Origin of the sequence: Candidatus Laterigemmans baculatus, assembly GCF_010367455.1 — a bacterium.
GTDB classification, from domain to species: domain Bacteria; phylum Planctomycetota; class Planctomycetia; order Pirellulales; family Pirellulaceae; genus Laterigemmans; species Laterigemmans baculatus.
The window spans coordinates 1-15,928 of record NZ_WRPR01000042.1; the positions used below are offsets into that span (position 1 = coordinate 1).

General features: G+C 65.1%; 13 protein-coding genes. 2 read left to right on the forward strand and 11 right to left on the reverse strand.

From position 1 onward, the window contains the following. Positions 1 to 176: 176 nt before the first annotated feature. The 8 genes from GNK13_RS08710 to GNK13_RS08745 all read right to left on the reverse strand — a co-directional run bounded on the left by GNK13_RS08710 (position 177) and on the right by GNK13_RS08745 (position 8,119). The gene (locus tag GNK13_RS08710) at positions 177 to 1,604 is read right to left on the reverse strand and encodes an ABC transporter permease (protein ID WP_164102131.1); all 1,428 of its coding nucleotides are present in this window, start codon (positions 1,602 to 1,604) and stop codon (positions 177 to 179) included. A gap of 10 nt (positions 1,605 to 1,614) precedes the next feature. Continuing rightward, positions 1,615 to 2,286: an ABC transporter ATP-binding protein gene (locus GNK13_RS08715; protein WP_164102132.1), complete on the reverse strand. Its 672-nt coding sequence runs from the start codon at positions 2,284 to 2,286 to the stop codon at positions 1,615 to 1,617. Continuing rightward, positions 2,286 to 2,789, reverse strand: coding sequence for an SsrA-binding protein SmpB (gene smpB / locus GNK13_RS08720; protein WP_164102133.1), 504 nt, complete (start codon positions 2,787 to 2,789; stop codon positions 2,286 to 2,288). Before smpB ends, GNK13_RS08715 begins: the two co-directional genes overlap by 1 nt. Before the next feature lie 20 nt (positions 2,790 to 2,809). Next, positions 2,810 to 3,103: a DUF721 domain-containing protein gene (locus GNK13_RS08725; RefSeq protein ID WP_164102134.1), complete on the reverse strand. Its 294-nt coding sequence runs from the start codon at positions 3,101 to 3,103 to the stop codon at positions 2,810 to 2,812. A gap of 13 nt (positions 3,104 to 3,116) precedes the next feature. Further along, positions 3,117 to 4,229 carry a DNA polymerase III subunit beta gene (gene dnaN, locus GNK13_RS08730; protein WP_164102135.1) on the reverse strand — a complete coding sequence of 371 codons (1,113 nt, stop codon included), beginning with the start codon at positions 4,227 to 4,229 and terminating at the stop codon, positions 3,117 to 3,119. A gap of 728 nt (positions 4,230 to 4,957) precedes the next feature. Further along, a complete protein-coding gene (locus tag GNK13_RS08735; protein ID WP_164102136.1) occupies positions 4,958 to 6,100 on the reverse strand; it encodes a helix-turn-helix domain-containing protein in 1,143 nt (380 codons plus the stop codon). Between the two features lie 102 nt (positions 6,101 to 6,202). Further along, positions 6,203 to 7,384: a cysteine desulfurase family protein gene (locus GNK13_RS08740; protein WP_164102137.1), complete on the reverse strand. Its 1,182-nt coding sequence runs from the start codon at positions 7,382 to 7,384 to the stop codon at positions 6,203 to 6,205. Positions 7,385 to 7,411: 27 nt separating this feature from the next. Then, complete coding sequence (locus GNK13_RS08745) at positions 7,412 to 8,119, reverse strand: hypothetical protein (protein WP_164102138.1); 708 nt, start codon at positions 8,117 to 8,119, stop codon at positions 7,412 to 7,414. Positions 8,120 to 8,249: 130 nt separating this feature from the next. Here GNK13_RS08745 and scpB point away from each other — a divergent pair, with 130 nt between their 5' ends. Beyond that, the gene (scpB, locus tag GNK13_RS21460) at positions 8,250 to 9,563 is read left to right on the forward strand and encodes an SMC-Scp complex subunit ScpB (RefSeq protein ID WP_235934976.1); all 1,314 of its coding nucleotides are present in this window, start codon (positions 8,250 to 8,252) and stop codon (positions 9,561 to 9,563) included. A 4-nt stretch (positions 9,564 to 9,567) separates the two neighbouring features. On the opposite strand, the gene hemA is transcribed toward scpB, so the two are convergent. After that, the gene (hemA, locus tag GNK13_RS08755) at positions 9,568 to 10,866 is read right to left on the reverse strand and encodes a glutamyl-tRNA reductase (protein WP_164102139.1); all 1,299 of its coding nucleotides are present in this window, start codon (positions 10,864 to 10,866) and stop codon (positions 9,568 to 9,570) included. Further along, a complete protein-coding gene (locus GNK13_RS08760) occupies positions 10,863 to 11,801 on the reverse strand; it encodes a cytochrome C assembly protein (RefSeq protein ID WP_164102140.1) in 939 nt (312 codons plus the stop codon). The genes hemA and GNK13_RS08760 overlap by 4 nt, the downstream gene beginning before the upstream one ends. Positions 11,802 to 12,191: 390 nt before the next feature. On the opposite strand from GNK13_RS08760, the gene GNK13_RS08765 reads away from it, so the two are divergent. Further along, positions 12,192 to 13,448 (forward strand): radical SAM protein, encoded by a 1,257-nt coding sequence (locus GNK13_RS08765; protein ID WP_164102328.1) that lies wholly within the window; start codon positions 12,192 to 12,194, stop codon positions 13,446 to 13,448. Between the two features lie 243 nt (positions 13,449 to 13,691). On the opposite strand, the gene GNK13_RS08770 is transcribed toward GNK13_RS08765, so the two are convergent. After that, positions 13,692 to 15,692, reverse strand: coding sequence for an ABC transporter ATP-binding protein (locus GNK13_RS08770; protein WP_164102141.1), 2,001 nt, complete (start codon positions 15,690 to 15,692; stop codon positions 13,692 to 13,694). Positions 15,693 to 15,928 lie beyond the last annotated feature (236 nt).

Consider the following 15,928-nt stretch of genomic DNA (forward strand, 5'->3'; position numbering starts at 1 on the left):
CCGAGGCTAGCGCCTACGGCTCAAAAGACTGAAAACCCTGAGCCGACGGCGCTAGCCGCGGGTGTTGCAGCGAAAATTCTGGGGCTGCCAGGCCCGAGGCTAGCGCCTACGGCTCAAAAGACTGAAAACCCTGAGCCGACGGCGCTAGCCGGAGGCTAGCCCCCGGCGGCGGGTGCTTACGGGTTGAGATTCTTTGAGACGTCGGTGCGATAGCCGACCAGAGCAGGCAGCAGGCCGGCTAGCGCCGCCAGCACCAACACCAGCGGGACGACCATCAGTTCGGCTCGCGAAACGGTCAGCAACCCGACTTGGACCCCCGTCCGCTCCTCAATGAATCCGCCCGCCGCGTACATCGCCACGTGCGCCAGCACCCAGCCGATCAACGCCCCACCGACGGCGATCAAGAGACTCTCGAGCAAGATAATCGCCAGCACCGTATCGCGGCGAGCGCCCAGAGCTCGCATCACCGCGATATCCCGTTTGCGGTCGTTCATCGAGTTGTAGATGCTGACCAAGATCCCGACCGCGGCGACCACGCAGGTCAGGACGGTGATCAGCAGCAACGCCGAGAGGAGCGGTCCGACGATCACGGTCAGCAATCCCGTGATCTCGCCGACCGGCGCGGCGGCCTGCGTCCGCAGACTCTTGTTGATCGTCTTCTGCATCTTGGCCGCAAAGATTCCGTCCGCCCGCAGCAACACGGCGGTCAAATCGCGGCGGTCGATCGGCAGCGGTTCGTAGCTCAGCGTGCCGGCGGCTTCCGGTCCCGGCGATGGTTCTTGCGGCTCGCCTGATGCGACTTCCTCCGCAGACTCCTCTTCCTCAGACTCGCCATCCCCCGGGGCGGCCTCCGGATCGATCACCCGGGCGTGGCCTTCCATCAGGTAAAACCCTTCGAGGTTCACGAATGCCGCCCGATCGTTCGGCGTCCCGGTCGGCTCAAGAATGCCGACGATCGCGAAATGGACATCGTGCCCGTGCCCGTCCGGGTCGCCGTGCGAAGGATCGATCGTGTCGCCGACTCCGACTCCCATGTCGGCAGCGACCCGCGACCCGATGACCGCTTCGAAGGGCCCATGCTCGGGATCATCGAGGCGGAAGTTGCGTCCTTCGGCGAAGCGGAATTCCTGGTCCAGATTCGGTCCGTGTCGCAACAGCTCAAAAAAATCGGGAGTCGTCGCCACAACGCGGAAGGGACCAAAATAGTCTCCCAAGCCGACGGGGATCGCGAACCCGCCCATCATGTACGGGGCGTAGCGGCCGTCGCGATCGGTATCGACGTCGCCGATTCCGTTGAACAGTTCCGCTTGCCGCTGCCGCTCGCTCTGCGGCAAATACTCGAGGTACTCGTCGTAGGGGATCGTCTCGATCGGCTGGCTCAGGTAGTAGACGGTGTTCAGGGTCAGCTGCAGCGGGCTCCCCTTGGCACCGACGATCAAGTTGTAGCCGACCGAGGAATTGCGGCGGAACGCATCCTCGATGATCCCGTAGATGCCGAGCACCAGCACGGTCAGGGCGATCCCGAGGGCGAGCGACAGGAGCGTCAGGGCGGAGGACAATCCTCGCTGCCGCATGTTTCGCCAAGCGATTTGAATCAGGCTCATCGGAAAACGATCAGGTGGTTTGGAAGATGCGGTTGAGCGACTCGAGCGATTCGACCCGTTCGAATTGCTCGGAGACCTCGCTGGAGTGGGTGACCATCAGCAGCGTGATGCCCTCCTCGGTGCAGGTCCCGCGGATCAGATCGATCACCGCCTGCTGGCTCGCCGGATCGACGTTGGCGGTCGGTTCGTCGGCCAGGAGCAACTTGGGCCGTCCGGCCATGGCCCGGGCGATCGCCACCCGCTGCTGCTGGCCGACCGACAGTTGGCTCGGCCGGTAATCGAGCCGATCGCCGAGCCCCACCCGCTCGAGCAGCATCCGGGCCCGCTGCGAATCGTGCCGCCCATGACCAAACGTCATGCCCAGCCGCACGTTCTCCAGGGCGGTGAAGCCGGCAAGCAGATTGAACGTCTGAAACACATACCCGATGCGGGCAGCCCGAAAGCGATCTCGCCCCGATTCGCTCAGTGCGGCGATGTCGATCCCGTCGACGACGACCGACCCGGCATCGGGCAGGGTGATCCCGGCGATCGTGTGCAGAAGCGTCGTCTTGCCCCCGCCCGAACGGCCGACCAGGACGACTTGCTCGCCGGCGGCGACCTGCAACTCGGGGATGTCGAGCACCGTCAGCCGTCCGCCGCCCGGCTGCGGAAAGGTCTTGAGGACATTTTTCAGGTTCAGCATTATCGGCCTCGCATGGCCCGCTGCAGGCCTCTTTCGGTGTCGCGTTTCTTGATCGTTTCTCGTTTGTCGTGCAGCTTCTTGCCTTTGACCAGCCCCATCACGCACTTGGCCAGCCCGCGGCTATTGAAGTAGACCCGCAGCGGCACCAGCGTCAGCCCCCGCTCGTGGGCCCGGCCGGCGAACTTGCGAAACTCCGCCTGGTGCACCAGCAGCTTTCGCGGGCGGCGGGGATCGTGGTTCCAGAACCCGGCGTTGTGGTAGTGGGCGATGTCGGCACCGACCAGCCACAGCTCGTCGCTCTTCACGCGAATGTAGGCTTCATCGAGCGAGAGCTTGCCGTCGCGGAGCGATTTCACCTCGCTCCCTTGCAGCATCATCCCGCACTCGACCGAGTCGAGAATCTCATAGCGAAACTTCGCTTTGCGATTCTCCGAAATAATCTGGAAGGCTGGCTCCGACGACTTCTTCTTCTTGCCGCTCGATTTCTTGCTGTTTTTGGCCATGTAGTTCTCGTTTTCCGACGCTAACAGCCGATCTTCATGCGGACGTCGGTGATCCCGGCTTCGGGATGGTCCTGCTGCAGCTGCTTGAGGATCTGACGCTTCTTGAACGTGAGTTCCTGGAGCGACGGGGAATCGCTGGCGAACAGCTGCAGCACGCCGCGGCGGACGTTGCCGGCACGCACCCCGCTGGCGAGCAGCGGTCCGACCGCCGCAGCCACCGAACGCTGCAGACCTTCGGCCGATTCCACCTGAGCATAGCCGCGACGGGCCATCAGCTGGTTGAGAATCGAGCCGATGCGGCGGGGAGCATTCATGGGAATCGCCAGTTCACCGATCGCGGGCCATCGGCATGATCACGTAAGCATAGCCGTCGTCGGTCGTCAACAAGGCAGGGGACTGACCCGAATCGATCTCCAGCACAAAGCTGCTCTCGGCTTCGAGCACCTTGCAGAAATCGGCGATGAACCGGTGGTCGAGCGTCAGGGTCACCGAGTCACCGTCGTAGGCGATCGGCAGCTCGACGTGCGACTGGCCCACTTCCGCGGTGCTCGCGTCGAGCCGCAGCGTGCCGTCGGCGAACGTCAGGTCGATGCCGCGGCTCTCCTGGTCGGTGACGATCGCCGCTTGCCGGAGAGCGGTGAACAGCGGGCCGACGGTCATATCGATCCGCGCCGCATTTTCCCGGGTGGGAAGCACCTGCCGCCAGTTCGGGTACCGCCCCTCGACCAGCCGCGAGTAGATCGTGCAGCGGGGTGTGCGGAGCAGCAGATCGTTGCTGCGGGCGGCAATATCCACCGTCTCATCCCCGGCCGCCCGCTCCATCAACTGGATCGCCCGCGTCGGTACGATCGTGTTGGTTCCGGTCGTGTGATGCCCGCCGACCGCCGTCCCTTTGCCTTCCATCCGAGCCAACCGCCGCCCGTCGGTCCCGACCGCCGTCACCCGCTCCTCCTCCAGCTCGAGCAGCACACCGCCGAGGGCATACCGGCTGCTCTCGGCATCGGTCGCGAACACGGTGCGGCGAACCAGCTCGCGGAACAGTTTGGCGGGGATCGTGTGGTAGGCCTCTTCCTCGAAGCCGACGACGCGGGGGAATTCGTCCGGGTTGGAGCTGGGGAGCCGAAAACGGCTGCGGCTGCCGGAGATTTTGATCCCCGCCTCGTCGGTCTCCAGGACCAACGCTTCGTCGCTGCTCTCCCGCAGAATTGCCCCGGTCCGCGAAACCGGCAGCAACGCCGCTCCCTCTTGCTCGACCTTCAATCCCTCTTGGATCGCCAGCCGAATGCCGACTTCCATGTCGGTGGCCGTGAGCGTAGCGGTGTCGCCGGTGACGGTCAGTTTGACGTTTTGCAGGATCTCCTTCGGCGATCGCGACGGTGCGACACCGGCAGCCAATTGAAAGGCGGCAGCCAGAACGTCGCGGTCGCAGGTGATTTTCATCGAAGCAGACTCTTCAGAGGGCGGCGGGGAAGCGGGAGACAGCCAGGGCCATTTTTTACCCCTACCGCGGTGTTCTGTTCCAGTGGCACTCGAGGCTTCACCGCCCCAGCAGCCGAGAGGAGTCGAGGGCTCGCTCCGCCTCTGGCTCTTCTTCTTACTCTTTTAAAAATCGTCGTCGAAAGAATGCGGGCGGCCGAAGCGTCGAAAACCGCCCGCTGGTGGCCGCTAAGCCGAGGCGGCCGCAGGCTTTGAGAAAATCGCTCGGCGGTGGATAAGCGGTCGAGCGGGTGTCGATCGAGTGACGGAAACTGTCGAGCGTGAGGTGGGTTTCCAACGTCCTCGGCCGAGCCCCCGAAATGCGAACAAAACGGGCGACGCAAAGCTGACAGGGAAGTGACGAGTTATGCACCGAGAAAATTATTTTCGAAGCACCCGCCGCATCGACCTCTTCCGCCCCGCAGGGGCCCGAACAAATTAGCCCAGGGCACAGCGCCGCGGCGGAGCCGCAGAGCGACGCCCTGGGTTACGGATTTCCACAAAACCCATCCCGAGCCCCATCGGGGCGTAACAAACCTCCGCGACCGGCAGACCCTGTGACGCCCCTTCAGGGCTGTACATTCGGGGTGCGTTCGGAACCCAGGGCGGCGCTCTGCGGCTTCGCCGCGTTGCTCTGCCCTGGGCTGATCTGTTTCCGCCCTTCGGGCTGGAGAGCGACGTGCCGCAAGTTCCTACGCACTCACCCGTAAGGTTTCGGTGACTTCGTCGGCCGCCCGAGAGAGTTCGGGGTTTTCGCCCAGCAGCGATTCGGTTTTGCGGCAGGCATGCAGCACGGTCGTGTGGTCGCGGCCGCCAAAGTAGTCGCCGATCTGCTGCAAAGAGCGGTCGGTCAGTTTGCGACCGAGGAACATCGCCAGCGCCCGTGCGCGGACGACTTGCTGCCGCCGCGTGGGACCTTTGAGGTCGGAGGTGCGGAGTTTGAACCGCCGAGCGACCGCCCCGGCGATCGCGGGGATCGTCGGTTCATTCTGGTTCGCGGCGGCGTCGATCGCTCCTTGGATCGCTTCGCTCGTCAGTGGCCCCTCGGCGTTGCGACACCACAGGCGAAGGTGCTGGATCGAGGCGGCCAGCCGCGGGGCGGACAAACCGGCCGGGAGTCCCGCGGCGAGCAGCTCCAGCAGAGCATCGTCGAGCACCAGTCCCGCTTCATCGGCCAGAGCCCGGAGCAGCAGGGGGCGGGTTTCGGCTCCCGGCAGAGCGACCGAGATCGCCAGCCCCGGAAGCATCCGGCTGGCGAGCAACGGGCGAAAGCCGCGGATCTCCGTGGGGAGCCGGCGGCAGGTCAGGATCGTGACTCGGCCAGCGTCGAGCCGCTCGGCCAATCGCGAGGCCAGCTCTTCCTGGGCCGCTCCCTTGTCAGCGATCAGATGCACGTCGTCGAGCAGCAAGATCTCGGCTTGGCGGAGCGGCTGCCGAAAATGCTCGATGTCGTCGCCGTCGACCGCTTCGGCGTACCGGCGGGCGAAATCGATCGCCGGCATCCAAAGGACGTTGCCGCTTCGCTTGGGCTGGCTGCCCCCTCGGCTCGGTTCGGTGCCCGCTGAGTCGTCCTCGCCGCCCGCTGAGAGATGCTCAGCCTCGGCCGCCGCGAGCGTCGCGGCGAGTGCCGATTTGCCGCTCCCCGATGGTCCGATCAACAGCAGCGGATTGCCGCGGCCGACGATCGATTCACGGCCGCCACAGACGAACGCGGCCAACCGGTTCTCCGGGCCCGCGAAAAAGTAGGGCAGCAAGGGGCGATCGGCGACCGGCTGCCGACGCCGCTGACCCGTGGCCGGGGCTTTCAACTCGATGCGTACAACCGACCTGTTCACGCCAGGCAATCCGAAAGGTGGAAAACGAACCGATTCGTACGTTCATTAATCTAGTTCGTTATCGGCCCAAGTGGTACTGCTTTGGGCAACTTTTTCCACAGCTCAGCGGAATCGTAACTTGCTGTAGCAACTGATGATGCGGTCGGATGCGGAAATCACTTCTTCGGTTGTGGAAAACCTCGACAGCCCAAACCGCAGGGCGGCCTCGACCAACTCGGTCTCGACCCCCATCGCTCGCAGCACGTGGCTCGGCTCGCTGCTCCCGCTGCTGCAGGCCGATCCGCTACTGCACGCCACCCCGGCCATGTCGAGCCGCATCAGCAGCGTCTGGCGATCGACCCCCGGGAACGAGACGCAGGTGGTCCCCGGCAGCCGGGGAGCGTCGGCCCCGTGGATGACGCATTCGGGAATCGCTTCCCGGAGCCGCGACTCGAGGAGCTCGCGGAGCGCCGCGATCCGGCTTGCCGTCGCAGTCAACGATTCAACGGCCAACCGCAGGGCCCGCTCCATGCCGACGACCAGGGCCACCGGTTCGGTCCCCGGGCGAGCTCCCAACTGCTGCTCGCCGCCATGCATCAGCGGAGCGAGTTCGATCCCGGGAGCGAGCAGCAAGCCGCCGACCCCCGCCGGGCCATGGAACTTGTGAGCGGCAAAGCTCACCGCATCGAGCCCGAGGGCCGTGAAGTCGAAGGGGATCCGCCCGACGGCCTGCGTCGCGTCGGTGTGACAGCGAACCCGATACTCGCGGCACAGCTCGGCGATCTCCGCAATCGGCTGCAGAACTCCCGTCTCGTTGTTGGCCGTCATCACGCTGACGAGACCCCGCACCGCGGGTGCGGGTGCGGGCGCTGCACTCGGCGGAGCGAGCGTTTGGCGCAGCGAATCGGCCAGCGCGTCGAGCCGCACGCGGCCGCTGGAGTCGACCGGGATGACCCGCACCGAGCGGCCCTGCTGAGTGGCGACTTCGGCGGTCGCCAGCACGCTTGGGTGTTCGATCGCGCTGATCCAGAGAGGCGTCTCGGGTGGCGCCAGCGAGGTCAGCGCCCAGTGGTTCGACTCGGTCCCACCGCTGGTCAGCAGCAAGCGTGCCCCGCCGGTGCGGACGATGTCGGCTCCCAGCCGGCGAGCGATTCCCGCGGTCGCTTCGTCGAGCCAAGTCCGGGCGCGGCGTCCGGCCGCGTGCTGGCTCGAAGGGTTTTGGGGTCCGAGGGCCCAGATCTCGCAGATCGCCTCTACCACCTCCGGGTCGATCGCCGTGGTGGCATTGTTGTCGAGATAAATCATGCTCGAGCTCAGCGCCAGGGAAAAAGTTCACGGCCGTGAGGTTTCGGCGACGCTCTTCCGCAGCTCGTCGATCCGCGGATCGTCGGGGAAGTCTTGGGCCGCATCGGCCAATACGGCCGCGGCCAGCTCGCGATGGTCGGCCGCACGGAGGTCGATCGCCAATTCGGCGTAGGCATCGCGGAGGTAGCGGTCGATTTCGCTCGCGAGCTGCGTGGGATTCGTGTGGTGGCTGGCCAGCTCGAACAGTTCGGGGAGCAGGATGTACAATTCCCGCTCCGAAAGCCGCTGGACGACGGGCCACAAGACGCGAGCCGCCGCGGGGTTGTCGCTGCTCCACTGCTCCCAGATCGGTCCGTCCGGATCCTCCAGCTTCAAATAGCTGATCAGGATTTCGGCGTCGGCGGGAGCCGGGCTGTTGATGCCGCGGCGCAGCTCGACCAGATGCCACTGCCCAGCTCCAGGTGCCTGCTTGGGGACGCTCACCAAGTTCTGGCTGCGGAGATAATTCGTCACGGAAATCGTCTCCGCGTTGCGGCGGATCGGCGAGACCTGCAGATGCAGGATCGGCAGTTCCCAGAACGAGAAGGTCCGAGCGGTGAAGTGGGTCGGAGCGAACTCGGTCCCCTGGACTTTGCCAACGAGCAACGTGACCAGCGAGACGAGCCCTCCCAGAAGCAGGGCCGAGAGAAGACCGACGAGGATCGCTCGGCGACGTCGGGAGCGGATGCGAGCCATAGCGATCGGGAAGCAAGCAGCGAAGAATGAACCGGAGAGGAAGTAGTTTACGCGGGCGGGCGGTTCGTGTAGCAACGGCTGGTCAGAGTTTTTGGTTTTTTCGAGCCCCGAGCAGACGGCGACTGGGAGCATGGAGAGATTTGGCTGGCGGAAGTCCGCGACAGGCGGTCGCGCAGCCGGAGGTCGTGCAGCCGGAGGTCGTGCAGCCGGCAGCGGCTGGGGGGGCGGCGGCTGGGGAAGCAGCGGCGTGCGGGAGGCGGCGGCGTACGCAGTCCTCTCTCCGGGGCTGGTGCCGCTGGGCGAGGCCGCGGGATGGTCCGTCGGTGGGCCGGGAGTGGGCGAGTCGCAGCCGGATGGGCCCGAGCCGGATGGGGCTGGACCGGATGGGGCTGGACCGGATGGGGCTGGGCCGGGTGGGGCGGATGAGGAGGATTCGCTGGTCCGCCGTCAGCGGGTCGAGGCGGTGTTGTTGCTCAGCCGCACACCGCTGACGGCGCGCAAGCTCTCGCAGTTGGCTGGCTTGGCGGACGCGACCGAGGCGCGTACGCTTGTCCGACAATTAAATCAAAGCTATGCCGAGTGGGGGCGAGCCTTTCGGGCGGAGGAAGTCGCCGGGGGATTTCAACTGCTCACCCGGCCGCAATTGGCACCTTGGTTGCGGCGGCTCGGACACATTCCCAAGTCGGTCCAGTTGACGCCGCCGGCGATGGAGACGCTGGCGATCGTCGCTTACCGCCAACCGGTGCTGCGAGCGGACATCGAGGCGATCCGTGGCGTGGCCTGCGGGGAGATCCTGCGGCAGCTGATGGAGCGCGACTTGGTGCGCATCAGCGGTCGCAGCGAGGAATTGGGGCGACCCTACCTTTACTCGACGACAAAGCGTTTTTTACAACTCTTCGGTCTTGGGGCCGCCGAAGCGCTGCCCGCGGTGGAAATTTCCGAACTGTCGGATTGGAGTGACACCCCCGCGTCATCCGATCCGAATCTTGAGCAACAACCTGTTTTAGGCGTCCCCGAGGAGGAATCTGACGTGAGCACCGCTGTGGCCGAAGTGGGCCTCGAGTACCCCGTAAGCGACGACCCGCAGCTCGGCGGGATGGGCGAGCCCTCGCTCCACCCTTCGCAACTCGCGCCTTCGCAACTCGCGGTCGCCGCGATCGATGACGATCCGGAAGACGACATCGACGATCTCGACGACGAGGAAGACGAGGACGATCGCGACCTCGACGACTTCGACGACGAAGATGATGAGTGGGACGAGGATGACGACGAGGAGGAGGATGAAGACGCCGACGAAGAAGACGTCGACGCCGACTCCGACTGGGAAGAAGTCGACGACGAATGGGTCGACGAGGATGAGGACGAGGACGCCGACGAAGACGAGTGGGACGAGGAAGAGGGAGAGGGAGAAGACGAGGACGAAGACGAAGAGGAGTGGGACTGAGGAACTAGTCGCCGAGCTGAAAGAGCCGACGGAGGGCGTCGAGCAGCCCCTGTCGGTGACCGTCGGCCGCGTCGTCCCGCAGCGAGGCGAGCGGTGGGTGCAGCAGTTTGTTGACCACGCGGTCGAACGCCTGCGTGATCTCGGCTCGTCCCGCGTCGCTGCTCACCTGAGGAGCGACCATCTCGAGCCGTTCGAGGCGTTTGAGCAGCCGGTCGAGCTCTTCCCGCTTGACCGCTTCGGCCCGTTCGCGGAGTTGCCGGATCACCGGCCCGGCCGCCCGCTGCTGCAGCGAAGCTAAGAACTGCTCGGTCTCTTCAGCGATGATCGCCCGCGCCTTGGGCCACTCCCGCTCGCGCTCCCGCCGGTTGCGATCGCAGGAGGCTTGCAGGTCGTCGACCGAGAAGAGGTAGACATTCGAGAGGTCGCCGATCGCGGGATCGAAATCGCGGGGGACCGCCAGATCGAGCACCAGCAGCAGCCGCTCGTACCGCGCGGCTTGGATCGCTCGGAACCGCTCGAGCGTCACGATCGGCTCGGTCGATCCGGTGGTACTGACGACGAGATCGGCGGCGGCCAAGTGCTCGTCGAGCGATTCCCAGGGTGCGGTCTGGGCGGCGAGGTCCGCGGCCAGGCGGGTGGCCCGCTCGGCCGAGCGGTTGATGACGGTGATGTCGCGGGCTCCACCGTCGCGGAGGTATCGCAGCGTCTCGGCCCCCATCTCGCCGGCACCGACCAGCAGAATTCGCTTGTCGGCGAGCGTCTCGAAAAATTCTGGGGCGACTTCGCCGACCGCCACGCTCGGGACACTGACCCGGCGGCGGTGGATCGCCGTCTCGGCCTGGACTCGCTTGGCAACCCGGCTGGCCGTTTGGAAGATCGCGTGCGTCAGGGCCCCGGTCGAGCCGGTCGCGGTGGCCCGCTCGTAGGCTTGCTTGACTTGCGAAAGGATCTGGGCTTCGCCGACCACCATGCTGTCGAGCGCCGCGGCGACGGTGAAGAGATGCTCGACCGCTTCGGCGCCGCTGCGATGGTTCAACCGCTCGAGCAGCTGGTCGGGCGGCAGCTTCCGCTGGGCGGCGAGAAAGCCGACCACTTCGGCGTATTCGGGACAGGCATCTTCCTCGACCGCCGCGGTGTACAGCTCAACGCGGTTACAGGTGCTCAGGAGGACGATTTCGGCCGAGGGAAACCGCTGCCGAAACTCCTCCAACGCCTCGACCGCTTGCGATTCGGTGAAGGAGAGTTGCTCACGAAATTCGACCGCCGCATCCTTATGGCTGCAGCCAATCATTTGCAATTTCACCGGGCCGCCTCCCCGCGCGCGGCGGTCCGCTCCGCGCTTCCGACCGTGCCCGGCGTCGCTTCGGGAAGATTTTTACCGCCAGTGGACAGTTGTGCTCCAGCCTTGGTGCCGTGGTTGCTCTCCAACACGCCTCCCATCGCCAGCACCAGAAAGCCGAAGCTGGCCAGGGTCAGGTAGGCGACTTTCCGCCCTTGGCGAGCCGGCTTGTAGAAGAACTCGATCCCCACGGCCGCGAGCAGCCAGATGAGCAAGACGAACGAGAGCACGATCCCGCGGCTGGTCCAGGCCACGCTCCCCGATTCGTTCAAACTCATGATCACCCCGGCCAGCGTCCCCAGGCCAACCGCTCCGGTGCTGAAGACCAGACAGCCCCGGTTGAGCTTCTGAAGCCATTCGAGCGTTGGCAGCCGCAGCCCCCGCGATCCCGGCCGCTTCTGTTTGAGCCGCACCGACTGGACCAAGAACATCACCCCGGCGACGAATCCGAGCAGCACCGCAGCCGCTCCGAGCAGCATCGAAAATCCGTGCATCGAACGCCAAAACCCGGCCGCCCGCTGCCGCGTGAACGGTTCCCAGTCCTGGACGAGCATCGCCAGCACGATCAGGCCAAGGACCGGCGGAAGCAGGAAGTAGCCGATCGTCGTATCCGGCCGCCGCAGGAAGAGGACCAGATAGCAAGCGGCCACCGCCCAGGCGAGCAGCAGCGACCAACTGTACCAACCGGCCAGCAGCCCAATCTCCGCCGCGGTGGCCGACGGATCGGCCAACATCACCAGGTAGACCAGATGGGACAGCAGCCCGGCGACAATGAAGCCGACGGTCACCACGCCGCGGACCGGAACGCGGAACAGCGGGCGGGTGAGCTCCAGCGCGAGGGCGACCAAATAGCTGCCGACGAAACAGGTGACGGAAATACCAGAAAGGAATTGCTGCATCGCTTCGGGGAACGGGGGAGAGTCCGATTGTTCGCGGCGGCGGGAGCACAGGGCCCCCTCAATCGTACTCGCCGGAGCAGGGAACACGAAGCGGCGGTCGCGTTTGCCGCCGATTCCTGGTCATAATGGACCCACCCTCGTACTCCCACTCGTACTCAGCGCAGCGGTACTCGTACTCGTACTCAGCGCAGCGGTACTCGTACTCGACTCCCGCACTGACGCCCGACCCGCGGCGATAACCCGCAGCCGGTTTTTCGAGTACGAGTACGAGTACGAGTAGGAGTAGGAGAAAGAGAAAGCGAAAGAGAAAGCGACGACCCCCGAAACCGAGCGCTGCCGGGGACAAGTTCTGACCACCGACCTTTTTTTGAGCCCGCCATGTATTTGCGGATGGCCAAACGGCTGCTGACCGAGACCGACAAACGCTTGCTCTGGAAAGCGGCTTGGACGCTGGGCGTCAAAGGGCTGCGGAGCGTCCACCAGCACAAGCGACGGCTCAAGCGGGGCGAGTTCTTTCCGCCGTTTTTGTATCTCTCGGTGATCAACAGCTGCAATCTGCGTTGCCAAGGGTGCTGGGTCGACGTGGCGTCGAAGCAGCACCGGATCGAGGTCGAGGCGGCGAATCGCACGATCGCCGAGGCCAAGGCGATGGGGAACAGCTTTTTCGGGATCCTCGGCGGCGAGCCGTTCATGCACCGCGATCTGCTGAAGATCTTTGCCGCCAATCGCGACGTCTATTTCCAGGTCTTTACCAACGGGCACTTCATCACCGACGACGTGGCCGCGGAGCTGCGGCGGCTCGGCAACGTGACGCCGCTGATTTCGGTCGAGGGGACGGAGATCATCAGCGACCAGCGGCGGGGCCGCGACGGCGTCTACAACGCCACGATGCAAGGGCTCGAGGCGGCCCTGCGGCACAAGCTGATGGTGGGGGTCTGCACGAGCGTTTGCCAGACGAACATCGATGATCTGGTCAACGACGCTTGGGTCGAGCGGTTGATCGAGATGGGCGTGATGTACTGCTGGTTCCACATCTACCGGCCGGTCGGCCCCGAGCCGAATCCCGCCCTTGCGCTGAGCAGCGCGCAGCAACGGCGGGTGCGGCAGTTCGTCGTCGACACGCGGGCCACCAAACCGATCATCGTGATCGACGCCTACCACGACGATGCCGGCAATGCGCTCTGCCCGGCGGCGACCGGCTTCACGCACCACGTCGGTCCCTGGGGGGACATCGAGCCGTGTCCGGTGATCCAGCTGGCGACCGACTCGATCCACGACTCGCGGCCGCTCGCCGAGACCTTCAACCAGTCGGTGTTTTTGAAAGAGTTCCGCGAGCTGACCGCCCAGCACACGCGGGGCTGCGTGATCATGGAGCGTCCGGACTTGCTGCTCGAGTTGGCCGAAAAGCACGGGGCCCGCGATACGACCGCGCGGAAAGCGGTGATCGACGAGCTGCGGGCGGTGACGCCGCGCCGCAGCCAGTACCAACCGGGAGACGAAATTCCCGAGCGGAGCCTGGTCTATCGCTGGGCCAAGAAGTACGCCTTCAACGACTTTGGAACCTACGGCCGGCACTTCGACGCGTCCCGCTACCGGGATCCCGACCCGCAGTCGAAACCCGAGGGCAAGCTCCCCATCCTCCAGTAGACGCTGTCAGAAAACCGCCCTTTCCTATCACCCACCCGCTTGCGGGAGGGTCGGGCTCTCAGGCCCGGGGAGGGCCAGCTAAATCCCGGTGCTTCGACGTTGACGTCCCGGCTTGCCCTCCCCGCTCGTTCCTAGCGACCCACCCAGGGGGAGGGTGTCGATTCGGTTTTCTGACAGAGCCTCGCCTCGGGCCTCGCCTCTCCCGGTTTTTCCGCTGCAGAACCCGCGGCTAGCGCCGTCGGCTCAGGCCGATTTCCGCAGCGGCGATCCGCAGAGGCTGCGGTAGAAGGGATTGCGTGCGAGCAGTTCCGCGTGCGAGCCACAGTCGCTGACTTGGCCCGCTTCGATCACGGCGACGCGATCGGCGAGGGCGAGCGTGGTCGGGCGGTGCGTGATCATGATCCCGGTGCGGCCGACGAGGAACTCGGCCAGCGCTTCGTGGATCAGCTGCTCGCTTTCCAGGTCGATTTGGCTGGTCGCCTCGTCGAGGATCAGGATCTCGGGATCGCGGAGGAAGGCCCGAGCCAGGGCGATCCGCTGCATTTGGCCGCCGGACAACTGCGCCCCGTCGTGCCCGAGGATCGAGTCGTAGCCGTGGGCGGTTTTGGTGCGGATGAATTCGTCGGCGTGCGCCCGCTCGGCCGCGCGCTTGACCTCGGCGTCGCTCGCTCGCGGTGAACCGTAGCGAATGTTGTTCAGGATCGTGTCTTCGAAGATCACCGTCCGCTGGGTGACCAGACCGATCCGCCGCCGCAGGTCGCGGGTCCGCATCTCTCGCAGCGGCACGTCGTCGAGACAGATCTCGCCGCGCGAGGGATCGTCGAAGCGGCACATCAGCCCGACCAGCGTGCTCTTCCCCGAACCGTTCGGGCCGACCACCGCCAGCGACTCGCCGTGCGGAATCTCGAGGTTGAAGTCGCGGAGCACTTCGGGACCGCTCGGATAACGGAAGGCGACGTCCCGCAGCGTGATCCGGTGATGGGGCAAAGCGACTGTCTGCGGATGCTCCGGTTCGGTCACGCGGACCGGTGCGTCGATGACTTCGATCAAGCGTTCCGAAGCCGCGATGCCTCGCTGCAGGTTGCTCCACACGTCGGTCAGTTTGCGAGCCGGATCGGAGGCCCCGATCAAAAACCCAAAGAACAGAATCATCTCACCGACGCTCAACGGCATCGTCGTCAGCCGCACTCCGAGCAGATGCGTTTCCTGATTCAACACCAGGTAGCCGCCGGCGAGCAATCCGATGCAGAGCACGGTCGTGCCGAGCAGCTCGCTGGTGAAGCGGGTGGCCGCGTTGTAGAAGGCGACCTTCATCGATTTGCGGTAATACTTCCTCGCTCCGATCCGAAACCGCGAGCGCTGGAAGGCTTCGGTGTGATAGGCCCGCACGATGCGAATCCCGGCAAAAGATTCGCTGAGCATCCCATACAGCTGGGTCATCTCTTCCATCACGCGGCGGCTCGAGCGACGGATGCTGCGGCTGAGCGAACCGATCGCCAGCCCCACGATCGGGGAGATGATGAACGTGACCAACAGCAACCGCCAACAAACCACGCCGGCTCCGATCAGGCAGACGATCATCTTCAGCGGTTCGCGGACCATCCGCCCGAGCATCACGCTGACGCCCATCGCCAGATCGTTGATGTCTCCGGTCAACCGGCTGGTCAGCTGCGACGAGCCGGTCTCGCCAAAATGCTCCAGGTCCTGGCGGAGGGCGCGGCGAAAGAAGAGCTCGCGAATCTGCATCGCGACCCGCTGAGATAGCTCCTGGACCAGCATCAAATTGGCGATCAAGGCGAGCAGCTTGACGAGCGTCGCCAGCACGAACACGCCGATCACGAGCAACAGGGTCTCGTAGGGCCCCGCAGGCAAATACCGCTCGGCCGCCGGCTCGATCCACCGCAACCACTCGCCGCTGCGGCGATAACCCTCGCTGAGCGTCTCGGCCGATTCGATCTGCAGGATCAGCGCGCGGCGGGCCGCCGGGTCGGTGGTCGCGGCAAGCTGGCGGCGATAGTCTCCCGCCTCGGCCGATCGGACGCACGCCAGCTGCTCGCTCTGCTCCGCCTGCTCGCTGACGTAGACCGCAGCCCCCCGCCCGCCGAAAATTACCTCGACCATCGGATACAGCGTGGAGATGTTGAAGCCCCACAGCAGCGCCACGAGCAGCGAAGAGAGGAGACAGCCGCCGAGCGTCCACCGCCGACGTGCGACCATCCGCAGCACGCGTCCAAATTCTCTCATGTCTGGTCTTCCCTGACCCTCGAAGCGATCGCTGAGTTTGAGCCGACCCTAGCAAACCGCTGTCGTGGAAGCAATCCGCAACGAGATGCCGACGAAAAAAAGAGGGCGGCAGAGCCAATTTCTCTGGCTTTTGGGGAGAGCGCGACGGTATTTTTAACTAGGAGCCGAAAAATACGCTTCACCCGCAATCGATCGTTTTGTTGCGACAAACCGGAGTAATGGAGGGTTTCGGCGAT